16 protein-coding genes and 2 pseudogenes are annotated in these 16308 nt (G+C 60.8%); 14 read left to right on the forward strand and 4 right to left on the reverse strand.

What is annotated here, in order from left to right:
- The 5 genes and pseudogenes from RG540_RS32545 (at position 1) to RG540_RS31845 (ending at position 2894) form a co-directional block, all read left to right on the forward strand.
- Positions 1–210, forward strand: a complete 210-nt coding sequence (locus tag RG540_RS32545) for a hypothetical protein (RefSeq protein ID WP_157884688.1) — start codon at positions 1–3, stop codon at positions 208–210.
- Between the two features lie 23 nt (positions 211–233).
- Positions 234–452, forward strand: coding sequence for a hypothetical protein (locus RG540_RS32550; RefSeq protein ID WP_041364862.1), 219 nt, complete (start codon positions 234–236; stop codon positions 450–452).
- 17 nt (positions 453–469) lie between these two features.
- On the forward strand, positions 470–2008 hold the full coding sequence (locus RG540_RS26195) for an amidohydrolase family protein (RefSeq protein WP_051909811.1): 1539 nt from the start codon (positions 470–472) through the stop codon (positions 2006–2008).
- A 298-nt stretch (positions 2009–2306) separates the two neighbouring features.
- Positions 2307–2615 (forward strand): type II toxin-antitoxin system RelB/DinJ family antitoxin, encoded by a 309-nt coding sequence (locus RG540_RS26200; protein ID WP_041364864.1) that lies wholly within the window; start codon positions 2307–2309, stop codon positions 2613–2615.
- Positions 2612–2894 (forward strand): annotated as a pseudogene (locus RG540_RS31845) (type II toxin-antitoxin system RelE/ParE family toxin). The gene RG540_RS26200 and the pseudogene RG540_RS31845 overlap by 4 nt, the downstream one beginning before the upstream one ends.
- Positions 2895–3010: 116 nt before the next feature.
- Here the strand turns inward: RG540_RS31845 and RG540_RS26205 are convergent.
- From RG540_RS26205 to RG540_RS26215, 3 genes are all read right to left on the reverse strand, one after another.
- A complete protein-coding gene (locus RG540_RS26205; RefSeq protein ID WP_041364866.1) occupies positions 3011–3688 on the reverse strand; it encodes a DUF1028 domain-containing protein in 678 nt (225 codons plus the stop codon).
- 83 nt (positions 3689–3771) lie between these two features.
- The gene (locus tag RG540_RS26210) at positions 3772–4185 is read right to left on the reverse strand and encodes a RidA family protein (RefSeq protein WP_041364868.1); all 414 of its coding nucleotides are present in this window, start codon (positions 4183–4185) and stop codon (positions 3772–3774) included.
- Positions 4186–4239: 54 nt separating this feature from the next.
- Positions 4240–5490, reverse strand: a complete 1251-nt coding sequence (locus RG540_RS26215; protein ID WP_041364870.1) for a flavin-containing monooxygenase — start codon at positions 5488–5490, stop codon at positions 4240–4242.
- Between the two features lie 283 nt (positions 5491–5773).
- Here RG540_RS26215 and RG540_RS26220 point away from each other — a divergent pair, with 283 nt between their 5' ends.
- From RG540_RS26220 to RG540_RS31850, 9 genes and pseudogenes are all read left to right on the forward strand, one after another.
- Positions 5774–6727: a LysR family transcriptional regulator gene (locus RG540_RS26220; RefSeq protein ID WP_041364871.1), complete on the forward strand. Its 954-nt coding sequence runs from the start codon at positions 5774–5776 to the stop codon at positions 6725–6727.
- 436 nt (positions 6728–7163) lie between these two features.
- Positions 7164–7717 (forward strand): annotated as a pseudogene (locus tag RG540_RS33540) (glycoside hydrolase family 3 N-terminal domain-containing protein); the annotation flags it as partial.
- Between the two features lie 210 nt (positions 7718–7927).
- On the forward strand, positions 7928–9190 hold the full coding sequence (locus RG540_RS33545; RefSeq protein WP_322789630.1) for a glycoside hydrolase family 3 C-terminal domain-containing protein: 1263 nt from the start codon (positions 7928–7930) through the stop codon (positions 9188–9190).
- On the forward strand, positions 9187–10422 hold the full coding sequence (locus RG540_RS26230; protein WP_051909812.1) for a M20/M25/M40 family metallo-hydrolase: 1236 nt from the start codon (positions 9187–9189) through the stop codon (positions 10420–10422). The genes RG540_RS33545 and RG540_RS26230 overlap by 4 nt, the downstream gene beginning before the upstream one ends.
- 37 nt (positions 10423–10459) lie before the next feature.
- The gene (locus RG540_RS26235) at positions 10460–11530 is read left to right on the forward strand and encodes an ABC transporter substrate-binding protein (protein WP_041364873.1); all 1071 of its coding nucleotides are present in this window, start codon (positions 10460–10462) and stop codon (positions 11528–11530) included.
- 120 nt (positions 11531–11650) lie between these two features.
- Positions 11651–13387, forward strand: coding sequence for an ABC transporter permease subunit (locus tag RG540_RS26240; RefSeq protein ID WP_041364875.1), 1737 nt, complete (start codon positions 11651–11653; stop codon positions 13385–13387).
- Positions 13388–13436: 49 nt separating this feature from the next.
- A complete protein-coding gene (locus RG540_RS26245) occupies positions 13437–14495 on the forward strand; it encodes an ABC transporter ATP-binding protein (protein WP_046600741.1) in 1059 nt (352 codons plus the stop codon).
- A gap of 107 nt (positions 14496–14602) precedes the next feature.
- Positions 14603–14926, forward strand: a complete 324-nt coding sequence (locus tag RG540_RS33640; RefSeq protein WP_157884689.1) for a nucleoside hydrolase — start codon at positions 14603–14605, stop codon at positions 14924–14926.
- A complete protein-coding gene (locus RG540_RS31850) occupies positions 14814–15242 on the forward strand; it encodes a nucleoside hydrolase (protein WP_407668979.1) in 429 nt (142 codons plus the stop codon). Before RG540_RS33640 ends, RG540_RS31850 begins: the two co-directional genes overlap by 113 nt.
- Here RG540_RS31850 and RG540_RS26255 read toward each other — a convergent pair.
- On the reverse strand, positions 15144–16298 hold the full coding sequence (locus RG540_RS26255; RefSeq protein WP_041364879.1) for an iron-containing alcohol dehydrogenase: 1155 nt from the start codon (positions 16296–16298) through the stop codon (positions 15144–15146). The genes RG540_RS31850 and RG540_RS26255 overlap by 99 nt on opposite strands.
- Positions 16299–16308 lie beyond the last annotated feature (10 nt).

The raw sequence follows: 16308 nt of genomic DNA on the forward strand, positions 1-16308 counted from the left end.
TTGCTCGACATGATGCAGGTCCACTCGGCCATGCGCCAACATGTCGATATGGTGATCTCCGACGCGCCATCCTCAAATGAGGCCAAGATCGCGTTTCTCCACGAGATCCGCAGGCGTGCCCGCGATGTGGCGCCTCCCGCAATCAGGGCGCCTGATCTTTTGCGTCGCCATGCACGGCTGGCGCGATTCTTGCGTGGCTTGGCGCAATGACCATTCAGGGGCAAATTTCAAAAATGACCGACGCTTCACGTCCTCGTTCGCGCAGTGCCCATCTGTCGGGGCTGACCGTCACCATCCAGAATCCACTGCGGTTGGTCACATCCAACAAGGCGAGGCTCGTCCTCATGGCCTGCCTGATGCGTTTCGTCGCCCTGCCGCTTGCGGCGGACCCGGACCAGCGGGCGACGCGCGAGGCGGTGGCGCGCATGCAACAGATCTTTGTCCAGCACTGATAAAAGAGGGAACGAAAATGAACGGAAATCATGACAACGACACGCCTTGCGATTGCTGCGGAGAGCCGATTGAGCCGCGTTTCGGCCGCCGGTCGCTGCTCCTGGGGGCAAGCGGCATCGCCTGCACCGGAGTCTTTGGGCTTGCCGCGCCCGCGATCATGGAAGCGGATTCCGCGCGCGCCCAGCAACCGGCTCCTCAAGCCCTGCCGGATCGGAAGGAATATCTCATCAAGGGCGGCTCGCTGATCACCGTCGATGACAAGCTAGGCAATATCGAGGGCGCTGACATTCATGTCCGCAACGGCGAGATCGTCGCCATCGGCGCCGGTCTTCAGGCGCCCGGCGCGGAGGTCATCGATGCTTCGCGCATGATCGTGATGCCGGGCATGATCGATACCCATTTTCATATCTGGACCAGCATCATGCGGAACATGCTGGCGCCGGGCTTGGAATATTTCGCCGTCAAGCGGGCTTTCGTGCCGCAGATGACGCCGGCGGCCTTCTATGCCAGCGACATGCTTGCCATGGCCGAGAGCCTGAATGCCGGTGTCACGACCCTGCACAACTACTGCCATCACGTCATGTCCCCGGACACAGTGGAAGCGGAAATGCGCGCACATAGGGATTCCGGCATGCGCGCATTGTTCACCTTCGGGCACCACGATGCGCTCGAAAAGGACAAACTCATCGATCTCGACCTGGCCGGACGGGTGCAGAAGCAATGGTTCGGAACGGATTCGCAATTCGGCGACATGGTGACCTTCGGCCTGAACTCGCGTGGCCCGGCGGTGCTATCCGAAAAGCTCTTCCGCACGGAAATGGACTGGGCCTTCGAGCGCAACCTGCCGGTTGCCATGCATGCCGGGCAGGGAGGCTACAGCTACAGCATCGTGCCCTTGAAGACCTGGGGTTACCTGGGACCCAAGACGATCGTCGTTCACTTTGTCCATGCCAAGCCGGAGGACCGGGCCGCCATGGCGGAAACCGGAGCCCCGCTGAGCTATTCCGTCCATTCGGAACTGCGGCTGGGAAATTCCGGCTATCAGGCGCAGCAGCTCGTTCACATGTTCAACAGCGGTGTGAACGTCTCGCTTTCCTTCGACGCCAACGCCCTGGCACCGATCGACATGTTCGAATCCATGTCGACAGCCTGGTACATGGGCATTCCGTTCAAGGGCACCGACACGGAAAAATCCCGGCCGATCAATTTCTCCGACGTCATCAAGATGGGAACGATCAACGGTGCGAAAGCGCTGGGGATCGAGGACAAGACGGGGTCGCTCACGGTCGGCAAGCGCGCCGATATCGTGCTCGTTCGCTCCGACGACCTGAACATGCTGCCTTACGGTCGTCCCGAAGGCATGATTGGGCGCACGGCGCGTGCCGCCAATGTCGATACGGTCTTCGTCGACGGAAGGGTGATGAAGCGTGGCGGGAAGCTGGTCGGGCTAGATGCCGGACGGATCAAGGAAGACGCGGTCCGCGAAGCCTACGACCTGCGCCGGCGCGCCGGCGGCGATGTTGCTGTGGCCGGTGATTGGGCTCGTCTCTTCTAGTCCGCTGCGGTCTTGGCAAAGCTCAAGACGCATGCACGTCCGCTATCTCGCCGTTGAAGTATCGGGTATTCCGTATGAACCGCAAACCTACAATATACCAGGCGCCGCGCTGCCTGGTATCAGCCGGGGAGGGCAGGTGTTCCGAATGACTCTATTGCCGCTCGCATAACCACGGGTCGATGGTTCTAATCTGTTCAAGAGCTAACTAAATAAACGAGATCGGGCGGAGGCGGCCCAAAAAGCGCTATGGCATTCGTCATTCATTTGCATTACAATGTAATTGACAATGGAGATAGCTATGGCTGCAAATGCACTCGTGCAAACTCGTATTGATGCCGAAGTTCGGGATCGTGCCTCCGCAGTGCTTGAAAACATGGGGCTTACGGTATCGGACGCGGTTCGTATCTTGCTCACCCGGACAGCCAACGAGGGTGCGCTGCCACTCGAACTTCTTTCAGGCAGCGAGGCCCATGACGCCTGGTTTCGCACCAAGGTACTTGAAGCGCTGAACGATACTCGACCTGACGTCTCGGATGATGAAGTCGAGACGCATTTCGCAGAACGTCGTGCGGCAGCCCGCCTTAGAGCGGATGCACGCAAATCGTGAAGCTTACCTGGTCTGCGTCGCGTTATCGGATCGCGACGCCATCTTCACATACATAGAAGCAGAAAATCCTACAGCCGCCATTCTGGTCGATGAACGGATCGTTGCTGCCGCTCGTCGTTTGACTGATTTTCCCGCAAGCGGTCGGATTGGCAGAATTGCCGGCACCCGCGAACTGGTAATCAACGGTACGCGGCGTATGCCATTACTGAAACAGCGGTTCGTATTCTTCGCGTCCTCCATGGGGCACAGGAATGGCCAGAGACTTTACCAACTATCTAGGCTTCGAGCTCGATCCTGAGAGCCGACGGGTCGGTGGTTCGAGCTGGTTCAAGGCGAAGGAATAGACTGGAGGTTCATATGCCTCGCCCAGAAGGAAATACCTGACAGAATAGGCGTCATTCGTCGCCCGGTACGCCGTATGATGGAGCGGCCAGCGGGTTGAGTGCCCGCGTCACGTAATCCTCCGCCTGCGGTCTGTAGACGTCCCACGCCCGCGCCACCGCTGCGATCGGGCAGCCATCGTCCAGCCAGTCGATCCGAAGTTCGGCGTAGGGCCAGGTTTGCTTGTCGACGATCAGCAGGCCCGCCGACCGAACCGGGCCGGCTTCGCCGCCCGCATCGACGGCCGCTCTGAGCGCGGCGATGAGGCGGTCACCCAAAGTACCCGAAGTGGCCTCGAATGAATCGATCATCACCTTCGGCACGCCGTCATTGGCCAGAAGGTTGCCGGCGGCAACACATTGATGGCCGACGGCGGAGGTCCAGGTTCCGAGAGCGTTGCTGCCGGAATGGATAGCCGTCCCGCCGTGCACATCCACCGCCAGCAATTGGCGATAGTTTGGAAAATCATCGCCCTGCCGTGCGGTGGCTACGGCTTCTGCTGCGCTCGCGCCTTTTTCGAGAGCGCCCAGCATTCTAGGGCCGAGTGCCGGATTGGTCACGTTCTGCGTTGCAACGGCGCCGATGCCGGCTCGAGCCCAGGCGCAGCGAGCGGCGACCGCAGGCGACGAAGACGAAATCGCCACACCGAACTGGCCGGTCAGCTCACAGCGAGCGACGATTGAGAAGGTCATGGGAACTCCTGTGTCGGGACGGTGGGATAACGCCTCAGCGTGCGTCGGCCGGTGAATGCCTGCCGACGCACGCTGAAAGACTATCAGTCTGGAATGACGGCCGTCGCGTCGATCTCCACAAGCCATTCCGGCCGTGCCAGCGCCACGACGACGAGCCCGGTGCAGACCGGGAAGACGCCTTTGATGTACTCGCCCATGGTCCGGTAGACGGCCTCGCGGTGGCGAACGTCTGTCAGATAGACGACCAGTTTGGTGACATGCTCCATCTGGCCGCCGGATTCCTGCACCAGCTGGCGAATGTTCTCCATCACCCTGTGCGTCTGCTCGACCGGATCATGGCTGTCGATATTCTTGGCGGTGTCGAGGTCCTGCGGGCACTGGCCACGCAGAAAGATCATCGTGCCGCGAGCGACAACCGCCTGGCAGAGGTCGTTGTCGAGCTTCTGCTCGGGATAGGTTTCCTTGGTGTTGAACTTGCGAATGCGCGTATGTGCCATTCTCTTCTCCATAGGATCGTTCGTGCGGGATGCTGGCAGGCCTCTGCCGGTCGATCAGGATTTCGGTGCGTAGGCGAGGTAGTTGTCCTGGATGGCGATGTGGCCGGCTACGTGTTTGGCGTCGTGCCAGACACCCCAGATGAAGCTGGAGCCGCGCCCGGAGAGCCATGGAAGGCCGAGGAAATAGACGCCCTTTTCTGCCGAGACGCCCCGGTGGTGTTTGGGGCGACCGGTCGCGTCGAAGGCGTTGACCTTCAGCCAACTATAGTCCGAGACAAAGCCCGTCGCCCAGATGATGGTGGTGACGCCGGCGTCGTGCAGGTTCAGTTCGCGCAGCGGATCGGCGACACAGTCGACCTCGGGTCCGAGGATGCGCGCATCCGGTTCATGAGGAAGATCGAGACCGTTGCGGGCGACAAATGCGTCTGCCTCGTCGAGCAGCGACAGGTAGTTCTGGTCGCCGTGATCAAGGTTGCGCGCAAGATCGTCGGCAAAGGAAACCGATCCCTCACGGTATGCGGCGGTCATGCCAGCAAGCACCATGCCCTGCGCTGCCAGGTGGCGGAAGTCGATCGTCTTGCCGCCGTGTGCCCCGCTGACGGCAATGGTCACATGCTCCGAGCCGGGAGCCTGCGCCTGTGCGTCCCATTTACCGAGAACACCGAGCCACCAGACGAAATCGCGGCCGCGATAGGCGCGGGGAGGGCGGTCATGCGGGCCGATGGACAGGTAGACCTTGCGGCCGGAAAGCATCAGCTCCTCGGCAATCTGGACGCCAGACGAACCGGCGCCGACGACCAGCACGGCGCCGTCTGCAAGCTGGGAGGGATTGCGGTATTCGCTCGAATGCATCTGCGTGACGCCGGCATCCGCGGGCACGATCGGGGGAATGCTCGGGCTCTGAAACGGTCCGGTGGCGACGACGACGTTGAGGGCTTCGATCGCGCCGTCGGATGTTTCGACGCTGAAGCCGGGGCGGTCTTCAAGCCGTTCGACCTTGGTGACTTCGACACCGCAGCGGATCGGTGCCTTGTGCATGTCGGCATAGGCTTCGAAATAATCGGCGACGCCATCCTTGGGCACGAACGCATCCGGATGCCCGGGAAAATCCATGCCGGGAAAACGGTCGTGCCAGGCGGGACCGTTGGCAACGAGCGAATCCCAGCGCATCGAACGCCAGCGTTCGGCAATGCGGCCGCGTTCCAGCACGATGTAGTCGACGCCGTTGCGGCTCAAGTGTTCGCTCATGGCCACACCTGCCTGGCCGGCTCCGACAACCAGCGTATGGATCTTCTCGACTGACATGCACTCGCCCTTTTCTGTTTCGCCAAGACCCGCAGAACGGCGTCAGCTATGGTTCCGCTCTATCGAACAGTGGGCATTCGGAAAATTACGATTTGCTGCAGCACTGGTTAGGATTGGCGAAAGCAGGGCAAGGCGGCGCGGCGAAGCGCTGTTGCCAAGTCAGGCTGCAGGAGAACATTTACATTTTGGAAAAGCGCAAATAATAAGCTGGCCTCCATCCCTTCGCATTGGCATGGGCTTACCCGTCGGCCTTCGGGCGTGACATTTGGCATCGGGGCCTGAAATGCGTTTCACACTGCGCCAGCTCGAATATTTCATCGCCACCGCCGAGGCCGGTTCCATCACGCTTGCATCGGATCGCATCCGTGTTTCGCAACCCTCCATCTCCACCGCGATCTCGCAGTTGGAAATCGAGCTTAACACCCAGCTTTTCCTGCGGCGCCACGCACAGGGCCTGTCACTGACACCGGCTGGCCAGAAACTGCTGCTCCAGGCCAAGGCGGTGATCGAGCAGGCTCAAAACCTCTATACGGCGGCGTCCGAAGCGACAGACCAGATTCGCGGAACTCTGTCGCTCGGCTGCCTTTTGACCTTTGCGCCTATGTTGCTGCCGGAAGTCAGCCAGAGCTTCAAGGCTGCTTATCCCGGCGTAACGGTCCGGCCGACTGTCGCGGATCATCGTACGCTGCTGACTCGACTGGAGCGCGCCGAACTGGATATTGCACTCTCCTATGATCTGTCGGTTCCCGAAGGCTTCGAGTTTACCCCGCTTGCCGAACTGCCGCCTTACGTCCAGGTAGCCGAGACCGATCCACTGGCGGAGCGTTCGGCAATCTCGCTTGCTGAATTGGAAGAACACGAATTCATCTTGCTCGATCTGCCGCTGTCCCGGGATTATTTCTTAGGGCTTTTCGCTGCTGCCGGTGCCAACCCGAATATTGTTGCTCAGATCCAGCATCAGGAAGTCATCCGCACGATGGTCGCCAGCCGGTATGGTTACACGCTTGCCAACGTCCGACCCAAGAACAAGGCGGCGCTGGATGGCCGGGGGCTGGTCGGCCTCCGTTTGTCGGGTGATCACAAGCCGATGCGCATTGGTCTGATCCGCGTAGGCCAGCAGGTTTCCACCCGGCTCGTGCGGACTTTCGAAGAGCACTGCAACCAGCTGATTTCCGACAGTTACGTGCCCGGCATGGAAGCTCCGATCCTCAACCTGCGTCGGGCGGGGCAGAGCTAGGCTCGCTTTTTTCAAAGCACCAGTTCCGAATATCCTATTTTTCTTTTTGACCGTCGGCTGACAGTGTGCGCGCCAAACGCCGCATGACCAGTGCGGTGGGTGCCGCATTACGGAGTCCAGAATGCCCGAGAAGAGCCAGTCCGCAGACCAGACGATCGCTTCCATCATCGACAGGATGACCAACCAGGAAAAGGTCGATCTGCTTTCCGGTTTCGGAATGTGGAAGACTGCGGCGGTTCCCGCTTACGGCATCAAGCCGATCGTCATGACCGATGGCACCTATGGCGTACGTTATTCGATCCCGCAGATCGACAGCGATGAACGCGGCGGCATGGACCTCGATGCCTTCCTGTCGGTGGTCAACCAGCGTGCCAGCGACGTCGCCATCGCCTGGGGCGAAATGAAGCCGGCGACCTGCTTCCCCAACGGTTCAGCCATGGGCAACAGCTGGGATGAGGATCTGATGCAGCGGCTTGGCGTGTTGCTCGGCCAGGAATGCCGCGCCATGGGCGTCCATCTGCTGCTCGGGCCCGGCATCAACCTGCGCCGCACGCCGCTTGCCGGCCGTTCCTATGAATATTACTCGGAAGATCCACTGGTCACCGGCAAGCTGTCGGCGGCGGTCATCGAAGGCATCCAGTCTCAGGGTGTCGGCACTTCGCTCAAGCATTTCGCCTGCAACAATTCCGAAGTCGAGCGCACCACGATGGACAGCGTCGTCGAAGAACGGGCGCTGCGGGAAATCTACCTCAAGGGTTTCGAGATCGCCATCAAGCAGTCCAAACCCTGGACGATCATGTCCTCCTATAACCGCCTGAACGCGTGCAGGCATCGCAGGACCCGTGGCTCCTCAATGGGGTCCTGCGCGACGAATGGGGCTTCGACGGCGTGGTCGTATCGGACTGGCACGGCATCAAGGACCGTCCGGCCTCGCTGATGGCTGGTGGTGATCTCGATATGCCGGAAAGCCCGCGTCGCAAGGCGGATTTTCTCGCGGCGCTTGACAGTGGCGCCGTTCCGGTCGGGGTGGCGAACCTGTCGTGCCGGCGCATGCTGGAGATGATCGAGCGCTGCAACGCAAGTGCAAGCCAGCCGCTGCCGGTCTATACTGCCAAGGAACACCATGCCGAAGCGCGTGCGATGGCCGCGGCCTCGATGGTTCTCGTGCGCAACGACGGTCTGCTGCCAATCCGGCCCGACATGAAGAACATTCTGGTTGTCGGCCGCGATGCCGGCACTCCGGTCATCCAGGGTTCGGGTTGCGCCACGACGATCCCGACCATGGTCGACCAGCCGCTGGAACAACTGGAACAGGCTCTGGGTGCGAACCACGTCCTGACGTTCGGCGAGGAAGCCGATACCGAAACGCTGGCGCTTGCGGCCAAGGCGGATCTGGTTCTGGTCTATACCTCCACCGAGGGCGCATATGACGGCGAAGGCTCCGACCGCACCACGCTGGCGCTCGGCCCCGGTCAGGATGCGATGATCGCAGCCCTCGCGATGGCCTCGGAAAAAGTGGCGGTGGTGATCGCCTGCCCGGATGCGGTGGAAATGCCGTGGGTCGATGCGGTGAAGGCGGTACTCGTCACCTTCTACTCCGGCCAGGCCATGGGCGGTGCCGTCGCCGACGTGCTGACCGGTAGGGTCAATCCATCCGGCAAGTTGTCCGTCACCTTCCCGAAGCGTCTGGCTGACGTGCCCGGCTTCCTGCATTATCCGGGTGAAAACGGCCGACATATCTATGGCGAGGGCATTCATGTCGGCTATCGCGCTTATGATCTGCGCGAAATCGAGCCGCTGTTCGCCTTCGGCCACGGCCTGAGCTATACCAGCTTTGCCTATTCCGACCTGACGGTGTCATCGGCACAGATCGGGCTTCACGACGCGATCACCGTCGCCTTCACCGTTACCAATACGGGTGACCGGACTGGTGCCGAAGTCGCGCAGCTTTATCTGCAGGCACCCGGCAAGCGGCTGAAGCGTTCACCGCAGGAGCTCAAGGGTTTTGCCAAGCCGGTGCTGGCGCCGGGCGAAAGCAGGCGGGTCGAAATCATCATCAAGGGTTCGGATCTGGCAATCTGGGATCCGGCGCTCGGACGCTGGGTGCTGGAAGGCGTCGAAGCCCGGGTGGTCGTCGGCGCCTCTTCGCGCGATCCAAAGCTTGTCGCTGATCTGACGATCAAGCCTTCGGTCCTGCCGTTCCGTCGCCTCGCCTACGATACCCAACCGGCCTACGTCCTGCCGAATGCAATCGCCTGCGAGCACATCTGCGCCTATCTGACGAGCCGCTGCAATATTTCGAAAGAGGATGCGATGCGCATGCTCAACCACTGCTCAAATTCGTTCTTCGGCATCTTCACCTCGCTCGAACGCCGTCTTCGTGTCTCCATTCCGGAGGCCAAGGTTGCGGGTCTCATCTCCGAAATCAACGCGGCGATGGACGAGGCGGAGTCAGAACTGTGACCGCGACTGAGGATTGGCTGGAGCGCCTGATCGCTCATCCCACGGTCAGTTCCGAGACGAACCTGCCGCTGATCGAGGACATTGAAGCGACGCTGGCGAATGCGGGTGCCGTCTGCGAGCGCTTCTACGATACGAGCGGGCAAAAGGCGGCACTTCTGGTGCGTCTGGGGCCGGATGCGCCAGGAGGGCTGATGCTCTCGGGACATGTCGACGTGGTGCCGGCCGCTGGGCAGGACTGGACGGTTTCCCCTTTCAGCCTGACCCGGAAAGATGGCAGGCTTTACGGACGCGGCACGACCGACATGAAAGGCTTTGTCGCTTCCGCCGTGGCACTGGCAGAGGCGATCGATGTCAAAAGCTTGGCCGCCCCGCTATGGCTCGCCATCTCCTATGACGAGGAGATCGGCTGCGTCGGCGTCAGGCCGATGCTTGAAGAAATTGTAGGGCGGGACATCCTGCCCGACCTGATCGTCGTCGGTGAGCCGACATCGATGCAGCTTGGTCTCGGCCACAAGGGCAAGATGGCTTTTCACGTCAAGGTCCGGGGCGTTCCGCGCCACTCCGCCGAAGCGCCGCTTGCACTCAATGCGCTGCATATCGCCACCGACTTCGTATCCGGCCTGCGGAAATTGCAGGACGAGATCCAAGCCCGAGGTTCGCGTGAATCCGGCTACTCGGTGCCCTACGCAACGGTGCATGTCGGCAAGCTGTCGGGTGGAACCGCGGTCAATCTGGTGCCGGATCAAGCGGAACTGCTGATGGAATGCCGCACGATGGCGGCCGACGACCCGCTTGCTCTTACCGAGCAGGTCCGCAAGGCCGGCGCGGCCGCCGTTGCTCCGCACAAGGATCGCTTCAAGGAGGCATCGATCGACATCGAGATCACCGGCAATTATCCAGGCCATTCTGTCGATCGCAGCCATCCGATGGTGCAAGCATTTGCCTCATGCCTGCCGAAGGGAGCCAGGGACTGCCGCGTCAGCTTCGGCACGGAGGCGGGTCTGTTTGCGCAGGCGCTGGACGTTCCCGTGGTGATCTGCGGCCCCGGTAGCATGGATCAGGGGACCGCCCGGACGAATTCATCGAGGAAACACAGCTTGCGCGGTGCGATGCAGTGCTTGCTGAGGCTGTCATTCGGTTTTGCGCAAGCCGTCGGCCGCTTGCTTCGCATGAGCCAAAGCAGATGCACGGAAAAATATAATTTACCGAAGTCGCCGCGACAGGAAGAGTAAAGCTGACGAAGGTCAAATAAACGCCGGAGGGTAAAAAATGTATAACAATGTATCACGCCGTGGTTTCATGAAGACGACGACCGGGCTTGCCGCCGTGGCGCTTGCAGCTCCGGTCATTCTGAAGGGCAACCGCGTCTTTGCCGGCGAAACGCTGGTCGTACGCGACATGGGCGGAGCCTTCTACGAAGGTTTCAAGGTTGCCTTCTACGACACCTTTGCCGCCGAGACGGGTGTTACCATACAGACCAATACCAACGAGCCAGATCCGATCCCGCAGTACAAGATGGCGATCGATACCGACACGAAGCTGTTCGACGTCGCCCTAATGACGCCGGAACACGTGCTGCGCATCCGCAAGCTCGGCAACAACTATATGTTGCCCCTTAACATCGAGGTCCCCAACAAGGCTGACTTCGCCCCGCACACGTTCGAACCCGATTTCGCCGGCGTCGCGATCTTCGCGCTCGCCATGGCCTACCGCAAGGACACCATGAAGACGGTTCCGGCCAGCTGGGCCGATTTCTGGAACGCCAAAGCTTTCAAAGGCCGCCGTGGCATGTGGCGCAGCCCGGTCACGACGCTGGAAATGGCGTTGCTCGCTGATGGCGTTCCGCTCGACAAGCTTTATCCGCTCGACGTCGATCGCGCCTTCAAGAGCCTCGACAAGGTCAAGTCCAGCATCGACATCTGGTGGACTTCGGGCGCTCATGCAACCCAGCTTCTTCAGAATGGCGAACTGGACATGATGTCGACCTGGTCGACCCGCGCACAAGCAGCCATCAATGCCGGCGCACCGGCTGGCATCGTCTGGAATGGCGGCCTGTTCAACATCGATGGGTGGACCATTGCCGGCAACACGAAAAAGGCCGATCTTGCCCGCAAGTTCATCGAATGGTGCCTGGATGCAAAACGTCAGGCAGCCTATACGGGCATCCTGGCTTGCGGCCCGACCAACATGAAGGCTTACGAGCATCTGAGCGCGGAAAAGGCTCAGCTTCTGCCGACAGCACCCGCCAACATCAAGGGCCTGGCTGTTCTTAACGCTGCCTATTGGGCGGAGCATCAGGACGAACTAACCCAGCGCTTCGAACAGTGGATTCTGAGCTGATTTTCAGCAGGAACGACCACCTGAGCTTCAGGTGTCGCCGCTCGGCGAGGCCGTCTATCTGACAATGGATGGCCGGTTCTGCGCTAAGCTGAACGGGCCATTTCAACAAACGGGACATCCATGGCCGAACTTTCCGCCAAAGACACCTTCTCACGGAAGCGCCTGCGAGCGGATAGCCTCTGGCTTACCATGCCGGGGCTTGTCTACATGGCTCTGTTGCTGATCCTGCCGGCTGGCGCGCTGATCTGGCAGTCCTTCATCGATCCGAAGTCCGGTGCTTTCGATCTGACCGTCTATCGGCAGATGTTCTCGGCCGGCGTCTACGTGAAGGTGCTCGCCAACACGTTCGCCATCTCGGCCCAAGTCACCATCGTCTGCCTTCTGGTCGGTTATCCCATCGCTGTCTGGCTGGCCGGCATGCCGGAACGTCGCCGGCGCATGGCCATGTGGCTGGTCCTGCTACCGTTCTGGGTCAGCCCGCTTCTGAAAAACTTCGCCTGGATCGTGCTGCTCGCCCGCAAGGGCATTGTCGCGCAGATGTTGATCGGCATGGGTTTCGATACCCAACTCGACCTGCTCTACGGCCGCGGCGCGGTTATCTTCGGCATGGCGCATGCCATGCTGCCTCTCGCGATCCTCACAATGCTGCCGACCATGCTGTCCATCGATGGTCGCCTCATCCCCGCCGCCATGACCATGGGCGCGAGCCGTAGCCAGTCCTTCTGGCGCATCTTCGTGCCGCTTTCCATGCCGGGCGTTGCCGCTGCCGGGCTGCTCATCTTCGTGATGGGCCTCGGTTTCTTCATCACGCCGGCTCTTCTGGGCTCGCCACGCGAAACGGTCATCGGCCAGATGATGATTACCCAGGTTCAGCAGCTGTTCAACCTGCGGCTTGGTGGCGCTCTTGCGACCCTCCTCCTTGCCGTGACGCTGACTACCATCGCCCTTTACGATCGTTTTTTCGGCATGTCGGCCGTCTCGGGCAATAGTGCTGCAGCCAGGCGCGGCGGCGTTGTCGGTGCTATCGGCGGCGTATTGATCGAGATCGGTGCGTTTGTCAGCGACTTCATTGCCAACCTGTTCCCAACGCGCCTTGGGCGTCGCGTCTTCACCACGTTCGTTTGGATTGTGATTGCAATCATGATCGTGCCGGTTCTGGCATTCCCGCCGATGGCTTTTTCCGGCTCGAGTTTTCTTGAGTTCCCACCGAAAAGCTTCTCGTTGCGATGGTTCCAGACCTATCTCAGCTCCGACCAGTGGATGGGTGCCACCACGCGTTCCGCCGTGGTCGCGATCGTGACAGGTGTTGTCGCCACCATCATTTCGGGCATGGCGGCCTATGGACTGGCACGCACGCAACGCAAGGCCGGTGGCCTGATCTTCCTGTCGTTCATGCTGCCAATGATTGTACCCAATATCGTCATCGGCGTATCGTTGTTCTATGTGCTTGCTAAAATCGGTCTGATCGCGACCAACACCGGCATCATCCTCGGTCACACGCTGTCGGCCATGCCGATCGTTTTCGTCATCCTGCTGACTACGTTCCGGAGTTTTGACTGGCGTCTTCTGCAGGCGGCCGCAACACTCGGCGCAAACGGCTGGCAGCAGATCCGTCTCGTTCTTCTTCCACTGATCAAGGGTGGTGCCATTGCGGCCTTCCTGTTCGGCCTGCTGCACTCCTTCGAAGAACTCACCATAGCGCTGTTCGTAGGTGCGGGCGTCAAGCAGACGCTCCCAAAGCAGATGTGGGACGATATCATTCTCAGCATTTCTCCGACCCTGGCTGCTGCCTCGGTCTTCATCGTGGCGGTGGTGACAGTACTCTTCGTCATCGCCGAAAAGGCAAGGCCGCGCTGACATGCGAAACCCCGCCGATCCCATCACGACCAAAGGAACCACATTCGACATGTCAGCCGCCTCTGCGAACACGCCGGAAATCAAGCTTCAGGTGAATGGCCTTGCCAAACTCTACGGCCAGACCACCGCACTCGATCATGTCGATCTCGAAGTCCGCAAGGGCGAGCTTCTCACGCTTCTCGGACCGTCCGGTTCCGGCAAAACGACGCTTCTGCAGCTCATCTGCGGCCTGCAGGAACCGACGTCGGGCACCGTCATCATCGACGGCAAGGATCAGACCCACGCACCGGTCAACAAGCGCGACATTGGCGTCGTATTCCAGAACTACGCGCTCTTCCCGCATATGACGGTGGCCGAAAATGTCGGCTTCGCGCTGAAAATGCGCAGCCTGCCGAAGGCCGAGATCGACGCCAAGGTGAATAACGCGCTGGAAACGGTCGGCCTTGCGCATGCTGCATCACGCTCTCCCTCGCAGCTTTCCGGCGGCCAGCAGCAGCGCGTCGCTTTGGCCCGTTGCCTCGTCTACGATCCGGCGATCATCCTGATGGACGAGCCGCTCGGCGCGCTCGATGCCAAGCTGCGCGAAGTCATGCAGATCGAGATCAAGCGCATCCACCGCGAGACGGGCGCGACGATCATCTTCGTCACCCACGACCAGCAGGAAGCGCTGGCACTGTCGGACCGCATCTGCCTGATGAACGACGGCAAGATTGCCCAACTCGGCACGCCGCGCCAGATGTATGACGAGCCGCAGAACCTGTTCGTTGCAGATTTCATCGGCATCTCGTCGATCATCCGTGGCACCGTGAAGGCCGGCGCGCTCGAAACTGCCATCGGGACGCTGCCGATCGCCGGCGAGGGTCCAGCCAATGGCACGAAGGGTGCGATCGTCGTTCGACCGGAAGTCATCACGCTCGGTGAAGGCTTCTGCGAGGGCCGGGTGCGCGAAACCGTCTATGGCGGTTCGGAACTGCGTGTGATCATCGATGCCGGCAAACAGGAAATCATCGCCCGGGCTCCCGCTCAGGCCGGCGACGTGGCGGTTGGCTCAATGGTGCGCTTTGGCTGGGCGCCGGACACCGCCCGCTTCCTCGCCGACAAGGGCTGAGCTTCAGGGAACCGGGGCATGAGCGCCTTGCGTTTTTCCCCTATGACCGCGACCCGGCGCCGACGATGCGCTGGCGATGCTTCTGGCGCTCCGCCGACCCGCTGGACATGATCGCGCTCACCTGCATTGCCGGCCTGGAGCCCGTCGTCAAGAATGCAAGGCATATTCTCGAACTGTGCGGCCGGCCGAATATCCCGGTTTATTCGGGTGCGGCACGACCCATCATGGCCTCGCGTGGCCGCGCCTCCATCATGCATGGCGCAGATGGGCTTGCCGGCAGCACGCTGCCTTTCCCGACAATGCCGCTGGCGGATAGGCATGCGGCAAACGATTTCCCGCATCGCCCGGGAGGAGGGGAGATTGCATATCTGCGCCACCGGCCCGCCGACCAATTTAGCGCTGGCGCTGCTGCTCGATCCAGATCTGCCTGAATCCGTCAGCGCCATCACCATCATGGGGGGCGCTGCCTTCTGCCCCGGTAATACGACGCCGCTCGCCGAATTCAATTTTGCCGTCGACATGCACGCAGCCGTTATCGTCTTCGTCGCGGGGGCCGAGGTGTCGTTGCTTCGTATCGTTTCAAGGCGACCAAAATCCTGTCCGTATCGTTACGTATTGCGCGACCTGTGGCATCCGGCACCTTCTTTTTTACCAAGCTACCTCGTAGATCCTGACAGCATCCGGCAGCGACACCGTGCGCGGATTGTTGACCAGCAGACGGGTCTGTTCCATCGCACTTTCCGCTAGCAGAGGAAGTCCGTCCTTGGGAATTCCAACATCTCTCAGGCGTATCGGCAAGTTCAGGCGCACAGGCAGCATCGCCAATCCTTCGATAAAGCCGGAAATCCGCTCGGCCTGACCTGCAGTCTCAAGGTGAGGATAGAGGCAAGGCGCCAGTTCAGCGTAGGCATCGCCACACACGGTCGCGTTGAAGCGCAGGACATGCGGTAAGACAAGACTGTTGGAAAGGCCGTGCGGGACGTGATAGCGGCCACCGACCGGATAGGCGAGCGCATGGACGGCAGCGACCGGCGAGTTGGCAAAGGCTTGTCCGGCGAGCATCGCGCCGAGCAGCATCGCCTGCCTGGCGGCAAGATCGGTTCCGGTCATGACGGCGATCTCGATATTCGCCCCGAGAAGCCGAAGAGCCTCCTTGGCGAGGGTACGGGAAACCGGATTGTTGTTTGCACTTGCGGAGGTGAAGGCCTCAATGGCGTGCACCATGGCGTCAATTCCCGTTGCAGCGGTCACGGTTGGTGGAAGGCCGAGGGTCAGTTCGGCGTCGAGAACGGCAGCATCCGGTAGCAGCACCGGCGATACGACGCCCTTTTTCTGGTATGCGCCCGTGGTGACGATGGAAATCGGTGTGACTTCTGATCCGGTGCCCGCCGTTGTCGGCACAAGCACCAGCGGCAGACGCTGCCCGCTTACCTTGCCCACTCCATAGATATCATCGAGTGCTTCGCCGCTTCTGCAGAGCAGAGCCACAAGTTTTGCGACATCGAGCGACGAGCCACCGCCGATGCCCAATACACCCGTTGCGCCAAACTCGATCGCCTGCGCCACAGCCGCATGAATGATGGCTTCCGGCGGATCGGCGACAACGCCTGTAAAGAGCGATGTTTCCGCGCCACCTGCCGAAAGACTCGCCAGGGCCGGCTGTACCAGCCCCGCCTTGACGACCCCATCATCTGAAATCACCAAAACACGCGACCCGAGCAGGGTCGTCAACTCCGAAAGCCTTGCGATGCAGCCCGGCCCTGCAATGATCTGCGGGACGGTCGCGAATGTGAATGTGGACATCGTACCAGCC

It is taken from the genome of Neorhizobium galegae bv. orientalis str. HAMBI 540 (assembly GCF_000731315.1).
Taxonomy (GTDB): domain Bacteria; phylum Pseudomonadota; class Alphaproteobacteria; order Rhizobiales; family Rhizobiaceae; genus Neorhizobium; species Neorhizobium galegae.